This is a genomic window from Pasteurella testudinis DSM 23072, assembly GCF_900176075.1.
Taxonomy (GTDB): Bacteria; Pseudomonadota; Gammaproteobacteria; order Enterobacterales; family Pasteurellaceae; genus Chelonobacter; species Chelonobacter testudinis.
Map to the genome: position 1 here is coordinate 1 of NZ_FWWV01000011.1, position 17345 is coordinate 17345.

Genomic DNA, 17345 nt, shown 5'->3' on the forward strand with positions numbered 1-17345 from the left:
GAATCAGATTAGCTTGTGACCGAATATGACTAACAGCAAAAGAAAAGCTGAAAGAATAAAAAATAAAGAACAGAAGAAACAAAGACAATCAAGCCGAATTATTCCGGCGGCGATAGTGCGGTAGNCCCACCTGATTCCATGCCGAACTCAGAAGTGAAATGCCGTAACGCCGATGGTAGTGTGGGGTCTCCCCATGTGAGAGTAGGACACCGCCGGATATTATTGAATAGAACAAGAGCCCTTAGTAGTGATGCTAAGGGTTTTTTGCATTTGGCGGGTGCGGATTAAGAACATGTCAGAGAAAGTGCGGTTGACTGAACTTTTAAATTGCAGGCATACCGCACTTTAGATCGAAAATTATTTTCAAAGCGCGGTTGACAGTCCTTTGAAGAAAAGTATGTTCCTTATTCTTTTTTACAGGCATAAAAAACCACCTCGAAGAGAGGTGGAAAGGGAAAATAAAAAGGCAGGTACGGCTTACTTTTTAGAAACATTGTTAATAAAAGTTTTGCGCGGAGAGGATAATCCGAGTTTTTACGAATCAACATCATCAAAATTTAGAATAGTATAAAAAAGTTATACTGCATTTTATTTTCCGGCTGCAACGAAAGCACCTAATGCACAGATAAGATTTTCTGCGTAAAACACGAGCGGAATACGCGAGCGTTGCCAAGGTGGAATAGCAAAATGTTGCCAAACTTTTTTAATGTCAGTGTTGGCTCGATTGCGGGCTAGCCGTACTTTGCCGGAATAGTGAAAACGGATTTGAATGGATTGATCCCTGTTTGGAAGCGGGAGAGTGTGTTTTACAGTACCGCTTGTTTTTTGCCAAATAACGACTATATGCGTTGTTTTTAATTGAAAAAAGAGGTTGCCTAGATTATCGGGCAGTGGAATTTCCTGTTCAAAAACCACCTTGATGATCTGCCGGGAAATATCAGCGTAGTTTGGCGTGAGATAAAGACGCTGCTGATAACGGCGGATAATGCTGTTTTCCAAGCGTAATTGCGGTTGTTTGCCCTGTGCGGCAGAAATAACTTGTTCGATTAATTGTGACAATTGTCTTTGCGAAGGCATGGCAAGAGCATTCTTTTCTAACCACAGGCGCAGTAAAAAAGCCTGTTTATGTCGGGAATACTTGGTAAAGCCACTGATATTTAAAGTGCGGTCAGTGGCACAATAGTGCTGTTCAAACACCGGCAGCAGCAGCTCTTGCAATAATTGGTATTGTTCAAAACAGTGCTGTGCCGAGCGCTGCAAAGTGCGGTCAATTTGTGGCCAGCGTTCGCGTAGCGGCGGCAAAATGTGATTGCGTAGGAAATTGCGATCGTAGCGGTTATCTTGATTGCTTTCATCTTCAATCCAACTTAGCCCCTCAGTTTGCGCATAATCCAGCAGCTGATCACGAGAATAATCCAACAACGGACGAAAAATCGGAATCTGCCATAGCTCTGAGCGCACTTGCATAGCCGCGAGACCTTTAATCCCACTGCCGCGCTTTAGTGCCAGCAGCAGGGTTTCGCTTTGATCGTTCAGATGATGGGCGGTTACTAAAATTTCATGTGGTTTCAGATGTTGTTTAAAGGCATAGTAACGGGCCGATCTGGCGGCATCTTCGATACCTTTTTGATTGCTTAACCGCACTTTTTCGACGATTAAAGGAATATCGTATCGCTGACATTGCCGGCGGCAATGTTGCGCCCAGTGGTCAGCGTGGGGGCTTAAGCCGTGATGAACATGAATAGCGCGTAATTTGAGCTGCGGCAGCTGTTGTTTGAGACGTGCGAAAAGGGATAGTAGTGCGCTGGAATCCAAGCCGCCGCTGTAAGCCAGCAGAAATGAGGCTTGGCTGATTTGCTGTTGCAGCAAAGTGCGGTGTAATTGAGCGAGAAAATCGAACATTAGCCCCACCTGTTAAAGATCTAAGTGTTTAGCGGGCGGTATCTCCGCCCTTATATAGCTTAATCAAGCAATTTTTACGGCTTTATATTGACTTTGCGGTTGCATAATCAAATGACGGGCGGCAACGATTTGCAGTTCGTATTTGCCGCTTTGTTGGGTTGCGCTCATTACATCATTCACGGCATTCGCTGTGTGTTCAAACGCCTCTAGATCGGATTTGCCGTTTAACAGATTTGCCAAAAACACACCGCTGGTTAAATCGCCGACGCCGACCGGATCACGCCCGACAAATTCGTGTAACGGACGGCTGATATGCCAAATTCCTGCTTGCGTTGCCAACACCATTTCAAATTTATCTGCTTCTTTGCCGACTTTACTTAAATGTTTGACCAGCACTTTTTTCACACCTTTTGCCAATAAAAATTTTATTGCATCAAGGGCTTGGTTAAAATTTTCAACAGGCAAGCCGGTTAATTCGCGTAATTCGACTAAGTTAGGCGCGAGCAAATCGGCGGCAGGCAGAGCGTGCTCAACCAAAAATTCGGCGACACCAGGGGCGACGATACACCCTTTGTCGGGATGACCCATCACCGGATCGCAAAAATAGATCGCATTCAGATTTAAACTTTTAATCCGTTTGACGGTATTTAAAATCTCTTGTCCTTGTTCGGCAGCGCCGATATAGCCGGAAAGCACCGCATCACATTCATGCAGTGCGTCAATATCCGCAATCCCTTGTGTGATTTCAGCAATTTGCTCTTTTGGAATGACCATGCCTTTCCATTTTTGATATTGGGTGTGATTGGAAAACTGCACGGTATTTAACGGCCAAACATCAACGCCCAATAATTGCATCGGCAAAACCGCCGCTTTATTGCCAGCATAGCCGTATACAACATGGGATTGAATGGAGAGAACATTTTTCATTTTTATAAACCTTGATAACTCGGAAAAGCGTGAAAAAGAAACCGCACTTATGGTTTGATTTTTTAGGCAAAGTGCGGTTAGGGATAAATCAGCAGTAGCCGTAGCCCATTAAGCGTTGGTAACGGCGATCCAGCAGAGATGCTTGATCAAGCGATTCAAGGTCTTGCAGATCGTTCAGCAGCCGTTGCTTCAGGTTGTTTGCCATTAACGGCACATCACGGTGCGCCCCGCCTAACGGTTCGGCGATAATATTGTCGATCAATTTCAGTTCTTGCAAGCGTTTGGCGGTGATCCCCATCGCTTCGGCGGCAAGTGGGGCTTTATCCGCACTTTTCCATAAAATAGAAGCGCAACCTTCCGGCGAAATCACCGAATAGGTGCTGTATTGCAGCATGTTGACTTTATCGCCGACACCGATCGCCAACGCGCCACCGGAACCGCCTTCACCGATGACGGTGCAAATCACCGGCACTTTTAAGCTCGACATTTCGCGCAGATTGCGGGCGATTGCTTCCGATTGACCGCGCTCTTCCGCACCGACGCCCGGATAAGCACCCGGTGTGTCGATAAAGGTGATAATCGGCATGCCAAAACGTTCTGCCAGCTGCATTAGGCGCAAGGCTTTGCGATAGCCTTCCGGCGCCGGCATTCCGAAGTTGCGTTTCACTTTCTCTTTCACGGTACGGCCTTTCTGATGGCCGATAATCATCACCGGTTTACCGTCCAAACGGGCAATGCCGCCGACGATGGCTTTGTCGTCGGCAAAGGCGCGATCACCTGCCAATTCTTCAAAATCGGTGAAAATATGTTCGATATAATCCAGCGTATAAGGGCGCTGCGGATGGCGTGCCATTTTGGAAACTTGCCAGGCATCAAGGTTAGCAAACGTTTTTTTGGTTAATTCGGCGCTTTTTTTGCGCAAGCGTTTAATCTCATCGTCAAGATTGATTTTGTCATCCTGTTGAGTAACAGAGCGTAATGATTCAATCTTCGCTTCCAGTTCGGCAATCGGTAATTCAAAATCTAAAAATTCTTGGCTCATGCTGGTTCCTGCTTGGTCAATAAGTTAAGGGCTGTAAAATAATTCGCTCATTTTAAGCTATTTCTCAGCTTGTGGCATTTTTTTCTTTAAAAAATCATTCAAACTCTAATTCTACCTGATTTTCACCGAGCATATCGGTTAATTGATCAAGCAAATTGTCGTGCGGTTGAATCCGCCACTGCGTACCTAATCTGAGTAAAGCCCGCCCTTGCGGGCTTTGGTAGTAGATATGCACCGGCATGACACCGCCGCTATAGGGATTGAGAATGTGTTTAAATTGGCGTAGAAAGTGCGGTGTGATTTGCTCTTGGGTCAGGCAGATCGCTAAACTTTTAGCATAACGGCTGCGTGCCTGATCGAGCGGCAGCAGTTCGCGCACGTTCATTTTCAGGCCTTGGGTGAAGTCATCATGGCTGACTTGACCGCTGATAATCACGATCTGATCTTTTTCCAGATATTCGCCGTAATTTTGCAGCGCATCGCTGAACAGCGTCGCATCTAAACGTCCGGAGCGATCGTCGAGGGTAATAATCCCCAAACGGTTGCCTTTTTTGGTTACGGCAATCCGCGAATTGACGATTAAACCACAGGCGGTGCTGATTTGTCCGCGATAGTTGGGTTGTAGTTCGTTGATACGGTGTGAACTGTAGTGTGACAGCTCTTTTAAATAGCGGCTGATCGGGTGGCTGCTTAAATAGAGCCCGAGCGTTTCCCGTTCGCCGTCCAAAATGGTTTTTTCTGACCATTTCGGCGTATTGGCGTAGGCGATTTCCACCGCTTCGGGCGCTTCGGTTAACACGCCGAACATATCCACTTGCCCGTTTTCTTCGTCTTTGGCGTGCTGATCGGAGGCTTTGAGCGCATCTTGTAAATTTTTCGCCAGTGCGGCGCGGTGCGGCCCTAATTTATCAAAAGCGCCGGACATAATCAGGCTGTCGAACGTACGGCGGTTGATTTTTTTCAGATCGACCCGCGCGCAGAGATCGAACAGATCTTTAAAACGCCCGCCTTGATCGCGGGCTTCGATAATGGCGTTGATCGGACCTTCGCCCACGCCTTTGATAGCGCCGATACCATAAACGATTTCGCCCTTTTCGTTGACACTAAAACGGTGGTGACCGTTGTTGATATCCGGCGGGGTGACGGTCAAGCCCATGCGCAGGCACTCATCGTAAAAACCGACGATTTTATCGGTGTTGTCCATCTCGGAGGTCATCACCGCTGCCATAAATTCCGCCGGATAGTGCGCTTTCAGCCATAGCGTTTGGTAAGACACCAACGCATAGGCGGCGGAGTGGGATTTGTTGAAACCGTAACCGGCGAATTTTTCTACCAAGTCGAAAATTTTCATCGACAGTTCGCCGTCAACATTATTGTTGATTGAACCCTCTTTAAATACCGAGCGCTGTTTCGCCATCTCCTCCGGTTTCTTTTTCCCCATGGCGCGGCGCAAGAGATCGGCGCCGCCTAGGGTATAACCGGCCAATACTTGGGCGATTTGCATCACCTGTTCCTGATACAAAATAATGCCGTAGGTCGGTTCTAAAATCGGTTTGAGCGATTCGTGTTGGTACTCTGCATCAGGATAGGAGATCTCCTCTTCGCCGTGTTTGCGCCGGATAAAGTTATCCACCATGCCGGATTGCAGCGGACCCGGGCGGAACAGCGCCACCAACGCGATAATATCTTCGAAACAGTCCGGTTTCAGCCGTTTGATCAAATCTTTCATACCGCGCGATTCCAACTGGAACACCGCGGTCGTTTCGGCTTTCAGCAATACCTCAAAGGCTTTTTGATCGTCCAACGGAATACGATCGATATTAATCGGCGGCTTGCCCTCTTTTTGCAAGCGCGCGTTAATCATATCGACCGCCCATTTGATGATGGTCAGGGTGCGCAATCCCAAGAAGTCGAATTTGACCAAGCCGGCGTATTCCACATCGTTTTTATCGAAATGGGTGACAGGGTGCAAACCTTCCGGATCGCAATAGAGCGGTGAAAAATCGGTGATCGAGGTCGGTGAGATCACCACGCCGCCGGCGTGTTTGCCGGCATTACGGGTTACGCCTTCCAGTTTGCGAGCCATGTCGATCAACGCTTTGACTTCTTCGTCGTTGTTGTAAATTTGATCCAACATCGGCTCTTCTTCAAAAGCTTTCGCCAAGGTCATGCCCGGTGTCGGCGGAATCAATTTTGCTATCCGATCAACAAAACCGTAAGGGTGGCTGAGTGCGCGTCCCACATCACGGATCACCGCTTTGGCGGCCATCGTACCAAAGGTGATGATTTGCGAAACGGCACCGCGTCCATACATTTCGGCGACGTGTTCGATCACGCGATCGCGCCCGTCCATGCAGAAGTCCACGTCAAAATCGGGCATGGAAACCCGTTCCGGATTCAGAAAACGTTCGAACAGCAGATCAAACTCGAGCGGATCCAGATCGGTGATTTTTAAGGCGTAAGCCACCAGCGAGCCGGCGCCGGAACCACGCCCCGGTCCGACCGGAATATCGTTGTCTTTCGACCACTGGATAAATTCCATTACGATCAAAAAGTAGCCGGGAAAGCCCATTTGATTGATCACGTCTAACTCGATTTTCAAGCGTTCGTCATATTCGGGGCGGCGTTGTTTGCGTACTTCCGGATCGGGAAACAGTGTTAACAACCGCTCTTCCAGCCCCTCTTCGGAGCGTTTGACCAAATAATCTTCGGTGCTGAGATCGCCGGTCGGGAATTGCGGTAGGAAATATTCGCCCAAATTAATGGTGACATTACAGCGTTGTGCAATCAGCAGGGTGTTTTCAATCGCTGCGGGAATATCGCTGAACAGCTCGCACATTTCCTGTTCGGAACGGAAATATTGTTGCGCACTGTAGTGTTGCGGCCGCTTCGGATCGTCGAGGGTAAAACTGTCGTGAATCGCCACCCGAATTTCATGCGCGTCAAAATCTTCGGGAGTGAGGAAGCAGACCTCATTGGTCGCCACCACCGGCAGATTGTACTCTTGCGCCAAGCCGAGTGCCGCTTGGATATAGTTTTCTTCGTCGCTGCGGCCGGTGCGGGTTAAACTCAGGTAGTAGTGATCGGCAAAATACTGCCGGTAAAACGAAAGTGCGGTTTTGGCGTTATCAAGTTGTTGTTTCAGCAGATATTTACCCACGTCACCGTTGCGACCGCCGGATAAAATAATAATGCCGTCGCGGCGTGCGATCAACCATTGCTGATCAACAATCGGCTTATCCATGTAACCGCGTTGATAGGCTTGGGAGATCAACAGGGTAATGTTTTGATAACCGGTATTGTTTTTTGCCAGTAGCGTCAATGAGAACGGCTCGCCGCCGCTTTCATTCTGTACCAACACATCGACGCCGATAATCGGTTTAATCCCGTTGGACAGGGCTTCGCCGTAAAATTTGACCAAGCCGCAGAAGTTGCTGAAATCGGTCAGCGCCATCGCCACCATTTGTTGCGCGGCGCAGGTTTTGATTAACGGTTTGACTTTTGCCAGCCCGTCGATCATCGAAAAATCGCTGTGCACCTGCAAATGCACGAAACGCGGCGCGGTTGGCGTCGGGATACTGTTTTCTGACATATTCTCTGAGATATTTCCTGACATAGCGCGCTATTTCGACAGATAAGCGTTTAAGTCATCATTTTTGCGCGCTTTGGTTTCAGCCGTCGGACGGAGATAATCCTCTTTGTTCGGATCGACTTTTTTGGCTTGTTGAATCATTTTCTCAATCGTCAACCCCTGTACCAAAATAGAGAACATCACCACGGCATAAGTCATAACCAAAATGACATCGCGCACGTCCAGATTGGTATCGCCGATCATAGCGGTTTGTGCAGGAATCGACAGTGCCATTGCCAGTGCCAAACCGCCGCGTAGTCCGCCCCAGGTCATGATTTTTAAGGTGTAAGGGTTGTAGGTGCGGAAACGGGTAAAGAGGGTATAGGGAATCCACAGGCTGGCGTAGCGCGCAAACAGGCAGACAGGAATCGCCAACAACATCAGGATAAAACTCTGCCAAGAAACGTTGATTAGCAGCAATGCCAAACCGATTAACAGGAATAGCAGTGAGTTTAAGAAGTGATCGATCATCTCCCAGAAGTGATCCAAATAGCGTTGGCTTTGCTCCGAGAAGCCTTTGGTGCGGGTCCAGTTGCCGACCATAATGCCGGAAATGACCATTGCCAAAGCACCGGAAACGCCCAAGGTATTGGCCAAAATAAAGCCGGCGGTCGGAATGGTCAGAGTGAGCAGAATTTCCATGCTGCCGTCATCGGTGGCGGAAATCAGCAGGTGGGCGGCTAGTCCCAAGATAAATCCGAAAATAATACCGCCGACGGCTTCATGTATAAACAGCTCGAAAATTCCGCCGACAGTCGGCTCTACCCCGCCGAAAGCGACGGTAAAAATCGTGACGAAAACCACCAAGCCGACCCCATCGTTAAACAAGGATTCGCCTTCCACTTGCATGGATAAGCGTTTCGGCGCACGCAGGTTTTTAATTATCGCCAAGACTGCAATCGGGTCGGTCGGCGAGATTAACGAACCGAACAGCACGCAGTAAATAAAATGAATCGGCAGCCCGATCAACTGTGCGGCTAAATAGATTAAGCCGCCGATAATAAAGGTCGAAGCCAGCGTGGAAAACAGCGCGAACACCGTGATTTCCCATTTTTGATCTTTCAGAATCGGTAATTTGATGCCCAGCGCGCCGGCAAACAGTAGGAATCCCAAAATCCCGTTTAGTAAAAAACTTTTAAAATCAATCTGCTGCATAATGCCGGTGGCAATGTTTTCGATACTGAACCAACCGAATGTTCCGCTAATCAATAAAAACAGGGAACCGACCATGGCCGCAGCACTGATCGCAATGGTAGATTGAATCCGCGCGCTGATTTTGCTGGTGATAAAACCAATTAAAATAGAGAGCGCAGACAGAAAACAGATGTAGGTATAAATACCCATAGCAGAAAACCTCAAGCAAAATGAAACGGCTTATAAGCGGAAAAAGTAGTGCAAATTAAAACAATTCGAGGATTAGATGTAAAGTGTTATATTGTGCTTCATCAAGATTTTTCCGACGTTAGGGGATAGAATGAAAAAATTATCGCGTTTTTGCTTATACGGCAGCGTGTTTTTAGCATTGCTGTTGAGCGTTGCGCTTTACCGCCTCAGTTTTTTAGAGATTTTTGCCCAAGCGAAAATCGAAACGTTCAATTTGCCGCCGTCGGCTTATCAACAGACCGCACTTTCCGCCAACACGGTTTGTTTTAACCATCAAGCGCCGCTTCGCGCGGAAGTTGCGCTAAAAGCGCGGTTTCAGCTGGTGGTTTGGAATCTGCATAAAGGGCAAGATGCCGGTTGGCAACAAAAAATCGAGCAATATTCGCAGCAAGCGGATTTTTTGTTGCTGCAAGAAGCGACGGTGCAAAACCAAATACCGCACTTTTTAGCCGACGACAAAACGTGGTACGGCATACAAGCCGGCACTTTTGCCTATCACGGCGATATGTCGGGCGTGATGTTGCTGGCGAATTATCTGCCGCAGCGCTATTGCGTCGGCAGTGAAAACGAACCTTGGATCCGCATTCCGAAAATCGCACAAGCGGCGGTTTATCCGCTGGCGGCAGACCGCACTTTGCTGATCATCAACCTGCATTTGGTGAATTTTGAGTGGAATCCGCAAAACTACCGCAACCAGTTAAGGGAGATGTTCCGTTTGGTCAGCCAACATCAAGGCCCGATTATTTTAGCCGGCGATTTCAACAGTTGGAACAGTAAACGCCTAAGCTTGATTCAAGAGCTGGCGCAGCAATACGCACTGAGCGAAGTGCGGTTCACACCCGATGTGCGCATGAATTTTATGGGCAATCCGCTCGATCATATTTTTGTGCGCGATATTCAAGTGTTAAGTGCCTATAGCGAACAAACAACCGCTTCGGATCATAATCCGTTGGTGGTGGAATTTGAGTTGAATGTACAGAATTAGGTGAATGTATAACGGGCTAATTTTTCAGGGTTTTGTTTGGTGGCAAATATATCAATGATTTCAATTTGATTTTTACTAGAATTGATGAAATAAATAATCTTATAGTTTGTGCTGATAATATAACGAAAATTTTTTTCTTTGCCGTCGCTGTGCCGACTTAACAGCGGTTCAAGACTGCCAAGTTGAGGGAAATCCCCCAGCTTTTTGGCGGAATCCGTGATTTTTCTCGCGATATTTTTAGCGATTTGCGTGTCGGCATGGCTTTTATAATAGAGAATGATCTGTTTTAATTCGTTTTTCGCGAAATCGGTCCAATATACTTTTAAAGCCATTTTTCAATTTCTACCACTAAATCTGCGTTTGAGGTTAATTGTCCGTTTTTAGCTTCTGCCATGGATTTATTAATTCTATGATTAAATACGTCTAGGCTCATCGGTTGGAGATCGCTTGCTGTGTCGGCGGCGGATTTTTCATGTACGAGCAAAGCTTCAAATTGAGAAATAAGCTCCTCATTTTGTAATTTTAGGAATTCTTGCACAAACGCTATTTTTCTGCTTTGGATATCCATGGTTGACCTCGATAATAACTCATGACAGAAGCCAATATAACAAAAGTTACTAAAAATCGCTATATATTAAGTGCGGTGGGCATTCGCTACAATTGATCGTGGAATAGTGTGCATTCTTCAGCTTAATTAAGCCGATGGAAGCAGGGTATGCAACGCCATTTTTTTCTGTTTAACCGCTGCAATCCGCTGCAAGGTCAATTGCTCGCGAATTTGCTGTTTTTGATAACCGGCGGCGATGATTTGCTGCACATCGACGGAAACCGCACTTTGATAAAACGCCATTGCCCAATCCGCTTGCGGATAGTCGCTGTGTTCAAAGCCCAAACGGCCGCGCGTATCGGCGATACATACGGTGATCAGCGCTTGCAGATGTTCGGGTTTGCGCCATACGTCCAAACTGTCAAACAGGCGCACCACGGTACTGGCTTTCAGCTCTTGAATGCGGTGAATATGGCTATGATAACGGCAGCTCAACAATGCCAATTGCTGATAGGAATTTGGGACTTTTAAGCGGTGGCATAACGCCGTTGTCGGCTGCACGCCGAGTGCTTCGTGGCCGTAATGATGAGGCCAGTTAGCCGGCGAGGTGCGGGCTTTGCCTAAATCGTGGCATAGTGCGGCAAAGCGGATCATGGCTGCGTTTGCTTGTTTGTCAGTCAGTTTAGCCGCTTGTTGCAGCACCATTAAGGTATGGATTCCGCTGTCGATTTCAGGGTGATGTTGCGGCGGATTCGGCACGCCGAACAGTGCCTCAATTTCAGGAAACAGCACGGCTAGCGCTCCGCAGTTGCGTAAAGTTTGGAAATAAACCTGAGGCGAATCGGTGGTTAACGCCTTTTCCGTTTCCAGCCAGACCCGTTCCGGCGTGAGATGTGCCAATTCGCCGCTTGCGGTGAGCTGCCGCATCAGTTGCAGGGTTTCGGCGGCAACCTTAAAACCCAGATGGGCAAAACGGGCATGAAAACGGGCAACGCGTAACACGCGCAACGGATCTTCGGCAAAAGCAGGGGAGACATGACGCAAAGTGCGGTTTTGCAGATCCTGAATGCCGTGGTAAGGATCGATCAATTCCCCGTCTTGGCGTTGGGCAATGGCGTTGATGGTTAAATCCCGTCGCAGTAGATCCTGTTCCAAACTGATATCGGGAGTGAAATCGACCGCAAAACCTTGGTAGCCGTGACCGCGCTTGCGTTCAGTGCGGGCGAGGGCGTATTCTTCGTGGCTTTGCGGATGCAGGAAGACCGGAAAGTCTTGTCCGACTTGCTGATAACCTTGTGCTAATAGTTGTTGCGGCGTTGCGCCGACCACAACCCAATCGCGATCTTTAACCGTTAAGCCGAGCAGTTGATCGCGCACAGCGCCACCGACGAGGTAAACGTCAAAGTGCGGTTGGTTTGTGATCATCGAAACACCGTTAAAGCAAAAATTTAAGACCAACCGTCACGGCGACGGCGGCGCGGAAGAATGTTCGGCAGAATCAAGCCGAGCAGCAACCCGACCAGCATCACCGAGCCGCCATAAATAAACCAGCGGATGATAATCTCCTGTTTTTCGGCGCTCAGCAGGGCTTCATACTCTTTATTTTTATTGGTACTGATTTCCAGTTGGCGTTTCAGCTGGGTGTTTTGTTCCAGTAACTGGCTGCTTTGCACCTCTGCCTGACGGGAGCGGCGTTGCGTTTCGGCAACCCGTTGCTGCCATTCTTCATCAATGCGGTTAAGTTTCAGGCTTAATTCTTGGATTTGGTTTTTCAGTGCGGGAATCTGCTCTTTACTGCCGGCTTCCCTACTCAGCTCACTGGTCAAAATCCAGGCTTCACGGTTGCGGCTATCGCGAATTTGGCTATATTTGTCTTTTTGGCTTAACACCGTCACTTTTTCTCCGGATTTGATAGAACCGGAGATACGGTAATCGTCACCGGCACCACGACGCAGATAGGTACTGAGATCTTCGGTGACATAGCGGATTTCTTCGGCGCTGGCGCTTTGTGCGGCAACGGTCAGGAAGGTGCCGAGCAAAACGGCTTTAAGTAGTTTTTTCATGCTTATACCAATTAATTGACAGCGGATATCTGTTTTGAGCGCTATTTTTTTGCATATTGCTTTTGAATGGCAGGCGGGGAGATAGTGCCCCGCCTTGCTTTGTTGGCTGTTATTTGCCCTGATGTTTGAGAAAAAAGGTCAAATAAAAATAGCGTCTAAAATGTAGTAGAAGATAATAGCAAAGATTGCTCCGGCTGGCAAAGTGACCACCCAAGAGGCAAAAATATTACGGATTACATTCAAGTTAAGGGCGGCGATACCGCGTGCAAAACCGACACCGAGCACGGCGCCGACCAATGTCTGGGTGGTTGAAATCGGCAGGCCGGTACCGGACGCAATCACTACGGTAATCGCACAGGCAAATTCGGCTGAGAAGCCGCGGCTCGGCGTCAAATCGGTGATCCCGCCGCCGATCGTTCCCATAACCCGATAGCCCATAACGGCTAAACCGATGACGATACCCAGCGCTCCCAATGGTAAAATCCACCAGGCAAGTGCGGTTTTGCTGCTGATTACGCCGCCGTGATCAACGATTGAAACCACTGCCGACAATGGCCCGATCGCATTGGCGACATCGTTTGAACCGTGGGCGAATGCCATGGAACAGGCGGTGAGCAGCATAAGAATACTGAAGACTTTTTCCACGCCGCCGAATGCACCGCCTTGAACGCGGTTTTTAAAGGCTTCGCTGCGGAAGTAGAAATAGCAGAAAATAATCGAAACCGCACTTATCGCCAGTGAAATTAAAAAAGTTTCCATGCCGCTGAGATGTAAGCCGACGTGTTTTAAGCCTTTGGTCATGGTGACGATACTCAGGATAAAGCTGGTCAGCCCCATATAAAAAGGCCCCCATTTTTTGGCATTATCCATCGGATTGTCGGTATCGAAAATCAGGCGTTGGGTGCTGATAAAAATGGTATAGGCTACGATGCCGGAAATAATCGGAGTGATAAACCAGCTGCCGACAATGCCCTTGACCGATCCCCAGTCGACAGTGTGCGGCCCGATGGTGACGCAGGCGAAACCGATAATGGCGCCGATAATCGAATGAGTGGTCGAAACCGGCCAGCCCATGTAAGAAGCGATTAGCAACCAAGCGCCGGCGGAAAACAGCGCCGACATCATACCCAGAATCAAAACTTCGGGAACATCGGCAAACAAGCTGGGATCGATAATACCGCTCTTAATGGTTTCCGTCACTTCGCCACCGGCCAGATAAGCGCCGGCAAATTCAAAAATCATAGCGATTAAAATAGCTTGTTTAGCGGTGATGGTGCCGGAACCGACCGAGGTTCCCATCGCATTGGAGACGTCATTGGCACCGATACCGAAAGCCATCAACAAACCGGCAATCGCAGTGATAATTACAACGGTATTACCGTATTGTGCAATAAATTCCATACAAGATCCTTTGTTATTGTTGTTTTGGGTATGGGATTAAGAACGGGCCAACATTAATTCGATACGCGAACCGACACGCTGAGCCTGATCCGCCAAGACGCCGATCCACTCCAAAATTTTATATAAGAAAATCACATCAACCGGTTTGTATTGATCTTCAATTTCCAACAGTTGGCGGCGTAATAAAATTTGCTGGTGGTCGGTATCATCTTCGATGGAATCCAGCTCGTTAATCATTTTATTGACAAAATTCAATTCGCGTCCTTTAAAGCCGGTTTCCAGCAATTCATCCATTTCTTCGATAACCAAAGAGGCTTGGTGAGTTGCATCCAGACTGCGTTTTAAATACTCCAGAAATTCGATTTGCAATGATGACGGAATGCACAGGTTGCGTCCGATAACACGTCCGGCGATATCTTTGGCATAGTTTGCCAATTTATCTTGTTGAGTAACCAATTCCAATAAATCGGTGCGTTCCACCGGCATAAACAGACCGCGCGGCAGTTTCAGACGGATTTCACGTTTTAGGGTATCCGCTTCTTTTTCCGCTTCAGAGATTTTTTTGCGGAGTTCTTCCGCCAGTTGCCAGTCATTATTAAAGGTGGCTTCAAAAAACGGCACTAAAATATCGCAGCATTCGCTGACTTTATTTGAGTGTTTTTGCAAAGGTTTGAGCGGGGATTGAGCAAATAGTCCCAAGATATTGTTGATTGGCATAGCATTAGCTCCAATATACGATAAAATAATAAAACTGAAGTTATAGGGCGGAAACCCCTCTCATTCGATACGGCATGGCGCTTATCGCACAGTTTATACTGTCTGGGCTTATGCGCCTTGTCAGGAATGAAAGCGAATCCTACGGAAATAATGTCGCATAATAACCGAAAGTACCGCATAACTCACGATTTTAATTTGAGAAATAAGCCTTTTTTGCTAAATTGTAATCAAATTGTCATATTGAATAGACACCGATAAAACCAGCAGGACTGATGTATGAGCGCAGAAATAGAATTAAAACTTTTGGTTAACCAAACATTTGCAGCTTTTTTAAGTAAAGAAATGGCGAGTTTTAAGGTTTTATCTCACACCCAGCAGGTGTTGGGGAATTGCTACTATGATACCCCCGATTATTTTTTTTCGTCACAGCGTATGGGATTGCGGGTCAGAACGATAAACGAACAGTTTATCTTGACTCTGAAAACCGACGGTAAAGTGATCGGCGGACTGCATATGCGACCGGAATATGATGTCGAATTGGAAAGTGCGGTGCCGCAGCTGCACGGTTTAAACCGCTATGGCGATTTACAGCTTGAGCGCCCGCTGGACGAGTTACAAGCCGGATTAAAACCGATTTTCAGCACGGATTTTTTACGTCAGGCGTGGGTGATCGAATTGGGTAACGGCGCCAATATTGAAGTAGCGCTTGATCAAGGCGAAATTGAAGCCGGCGATCGAGTTGAACCGATTTGCGAAGCCGAGTTCGAATTAAAACACGGCAGTGTTGACGACTTGTTGACTTTCGTCGAATATTTGAGTTTGACGGACGGTATTCGCTTGGGGGCGGTGAGTAAGGCTAAGCGCGGTTATCAGCTTGCCGGTGTCTTGCCGCCGCTTGCTTTTGATTGGCAAAGCGTATGGCAATCCTTGTCACAGCGGTTAGCGCAGCAAGCCGATAATCCAAGTGCGGTTTTGAGCGAGTTACTGAGCTATGAACAAACCTTAAGCGAATCTTATATCGAGTTGTTGACACATGCCGCGTTGAGCGAGCAACAGTTACAGCACGGACTAGAGGCATTTTCCGTATTATACCGCTATTATCAACAGCAGGAATCGCTCATATGGCAGGCTTATCAACAACAGCTCAGCGCCAAACAGCACAAAATATGTCTGGATGAGGACTCAATACAGGAATTTATCGAGCTGAACCAACGGATACTGCAAAAGATCACTGACTTACAAACCGCGACCGATGCGACATTGAATGCGCAACGTTTGCTGGAATTATTGCACCGCGGCAGTTTGGTGAAACGTCAATTAACCTTAATCAAACTGACGCTGCGTTAAGCAAGGATAACATACATTATGGCGAAAGCCCCGAAAAAAGCCTATGTCTGCAACGATTGCGGCGCCGATTATGTGCGCTGGCAAGGGCAGTGCAGCGCCTGCAAAGCGTGGAATACCATCAGCGAAGTGCGTTTGGTCAGCAGCGTTGCCAAAGGCGATCGTTTCAGCGGTTATGCCGGTGAAACCAATGCGAAAGTACAAACCCTGTCGGAAATCAGCTTGCAGGAAACGCCGCGTTTCAGCAGCCGTTTCAGCGAGCTGGATCGGGTGTTGGGCGGCGGGATCGTGCCGGGCAGTGCGATCCTGATCGGCGGACACCCCGGCGCAGGCAAAAGCACCCTGTTATTGCAAGTGATGTGCAGCTTGGCGGCGCAAATGCCGACCCTGTATGTAACCGGCGAAGAGTCGCTGCAACAGGTGGCGATGCGTGCCAACCGTTTGGGTTTGCCGACGGACAAGCTCAGAATGCTGTCGGAAACTTCGGTGGAACAGATTTGTAATATTGCCGATCAAGAAAAGCCGAAAGTGATTGTGATCGACTCGATTCAAGTCATGCACTTGGCGGATATTCAGTCCTCGCCTGGCAGTGTGGCGCAGGTGCGCGAGTGCGCTTCGTTTTTAACCCGTTATGCCAAAACCAAACAGGTGGCGATTATTATGGTCGGACACGTCACCAAAGACGGCACGCTGGCAGGGCCGAAAGTGTTGGAACACTGTATCGACTGCTCGATTCTGCTCGAAGGCGAAGCCGATTCGCGCTACCGCACTTTGCGCAGCCATAAAAACCGCTTCGGCGCAGTGAACGAACTGGGCGTGTTTGCCATGACCGAACAAGGGTTGCGCGAAGTGAAAAATCCGTCGGCAATCTTTTTAAGTCGTGGCGAAGAACAAAGTTCGGGCAGCTCGGTGATGGTGTTGTGGGAAGGAACCCGTCCGTTATTGGTGGAAATTCAGGCGTTGGTCGATCATTCGATGTTGGCGAATCCGCGGCGGGTGGCGGTCGGTTTGGAGCAGAACCGCTTGGCGTTGCTGTTGGCGGTGTTGCACCGCCACGGCAACGTACAAATGTCCGATCAGGACGTGTTTGTCAATGTGGTCGGCGGTGTCAAAGTAGCGGAAACCGGCGCGGATTTAGCCTTATTGTTGGCGTTGATCTCCAGCTTCCGTAACCGCCCTTTACCGCAAGATTTGGTGGTATTCGGCGAAGTGGGATTGTCCGGCGAAATCCGTCCGGTCACCAGCGGGCAAGAGCGGATCAGCGAAGCGGCAAAACACGGATTTCGCCGTGCGATTGTGCCGTTTGCCAACAAACCGAAATACAATATTGAGCAGATGCAGGTTTTCACCGTGAAAAAATTGGCGGACGCACTGGCGGTGTTAGATGATTTCTAAGGATAAAC

General features: G+C 48.3%; 14 protein-coding genes and 1 rRNA gene. 4 read left to right on the forward strand and 11 right to left on the reverse strand.

Going from position 1 to position 17345, the window contains the following annotated elements:
- Positions 1–102: 102 nt before the first annotated feature.
- Positions 103–218: ribosomal RNA gene (gene rrf / locus B8880_RS05640) — 5S ribosomal RNA — on the forward strand.
- Between the two features lie 370 nt (positions 219–588).
- On the opposite strand, the gene tilS is transcribed toward rrf, so the two are convergent.
- The 5 genes from tilS to B8880_RS05665 form a co-directional block, all read right to left on the reverse strand.
- Positions 589–1902, reverse strand: a complete 1314-nt coding sequence (gene tilS, locus B8880_RS05645) for a tRNA lysidine(34) synthetase TilS (protein ID WP_084256651.1) — start codon at positions 1900–1902, stop codon at positions 589–591.
- A gap of 63 nt (positions 1903–1965) precedes the next feature.
- Positions 1966–2829, reverse strand: coding sequence for a pyridoxal kinase PdxY (gene pdxY / locus B8880_RS05650; RefSeq protein WP_084256652.1), 864 nt, complete (start codon positions 2827–2829; stop codon positions 1966–1968).
- 88 nt (positions 2830–2917) lie between these two features.
- The gene (gene accA, locus B8880_RS05655; RefSeq protein ID WP_084256653.1) at positions 2918–3871 is read right to left on the reverse strand and encodes an acetyl-CoA carboxylase carboxyl transferase subunit alpha; all 954 of its coding nucleotides are present in this window, start codon (positions 3869–3871) and stop codon (positions 2918–2920) included.
- Between the two features lie 94 nt (positions 3872–3965).
- Positions 3966–7463, reverse strand: coding sequence for a DNA polymerase III subunit alpha (gene dnaE, locus B8880_RS05660; RefSeq protein ID WP_084256654.1), 3498 nt, complete (start codon positions 7461–7463; stop codon positions 3966–3968).
- Positions 7464–7493: 30 nt separating this feature from the next.
- A complete protein-coding gene (locus tag B8880_RS05665) occupies positions 7494–8846 on the reverse strand; it encodes a cation:proton antiporter (protein WP_084256655.1) in 1353 nt (450 codons plus the stop codon).
- Positions 8847–8976: 130 nt separating this feature from the next.
- Here B8880_RS05665 and B8880_RS05670 point away from each other — a divergent pair, with 130 nt between their 5' ends.
- Positions 8977–9870 (forward strand): endonuclease/exonuclease/phosphatase family protein, encoded by an 894-nt coding sequence (locus B8880_RS05670; protein ID WP_084256656.1) that lies wholly within the window; start codon positions 8977–8979, stop codon positions 9868–9870.
- Here the strand turns inward: B8880_RS05670 and B8880_RS05675 are convergent.
- From B8880_RS05675 to B8880_RS05700, 6 genes are all read right to left on the reverse strand, one after another.
- Positions 9867–10202, reverse strand: coding sequence for a type II toxin-antitoxin system RelE/ParE family toxin (locus B8880_RS05675; protein WP_084256657.1), 336 nt, complete (start codon positions 10200–10202; stop codon positions 9867–9869). The two genes, B8880_RS05670 and B8880_RS05675, sit on opposite strands and share 4 nt — an antisense overlap.
- Positions 10193–10438 (reverse strand): hypothetical protein, encoded by a 246-nt coding sequence (locus B8880_RS05680; RefSeq protein ID WP_084256658.1) that lies wholly within the window; start codon positions 10436–10438, stop codon positions 10193–10195. Before B8880_RS05680 ends, B8880_RS05675 begins: the two co-directional genes overlap by 10 nt.
- 126 nt (positions 10439–10564) lie before the next feature.
- A complete protein-coding gene (locus B8880_RS05685) occupies positions 10565–11842 on the reverse strand; it encodes a multifunctional CCA addition/repair protein (protein ID WP_084256659.1) in 1278 nt (425 codons plus the stop codon).
- A gap of 23 nt (positions 11843–11865) precedes the next feature.
- The gene (locus B8880_RS05690) at positions 11866–12480 is read right to left on the reverse strand and encodes a TIGR04211 family SH3 domain-containing protein (protein WP_084256660.1); all 615 of its coding nucleotides are present in this window, start codon (positions 12478–12480) and stop codon (positions 11866–11868) included.
- 138 nt (positions 12481–12618) lie between these two features.
- Entirely contained in the window at positions 12619–13881 is a 1263-nt protein-coding gene (locus tag B8880_RS05695; RefSeq protein WP_084256661.1) for an inorganic phosphate transporter, read from the reverse strand.
- A gap of 36 nt (positions 13882–13917) precedes the next feature.
- Positions 13918–14598 carry a TIGR00153 family protein gene (locus B8880_RS05700; RefSeq protein WP_084256662.1) on the reverse strand — a complete coding sequence of 227 codons (681 nt, stop codon included), beginning with the start codon at positions 14596–14598 and terminating at the stop codon, positions 13918–13920.
- Between the two features lie 276 nt (positions 14599–14874).
- On the opposite strand from B8880_RS05700, the gene B8880_RS05705 reads away from it, so the two are divergent.
- Complete coding sequence (locus B8880_RS05705; RefSeq protein ID WP_084256663.1) at positions 14875–15945, forward strand: CYTH domain-containing protein; 1071 nt, start codon at positions 14875–14877, stop codon at positions 15943–15945.
- 18 nt (positions 15946–15963) lie between these two features.
- Positions 15964–17337, forward strand: coding sequence for a DNA repair protein RadA (gene radA / locus B8880_RS05710; protein WP_084256664.1), 1374 nt, complete (start codon positions 15964–15966; stop codon positions 17335–17337).
- The last annotated feature ends 8 nt before the right edge of the window (positions 17338–17345 follow it).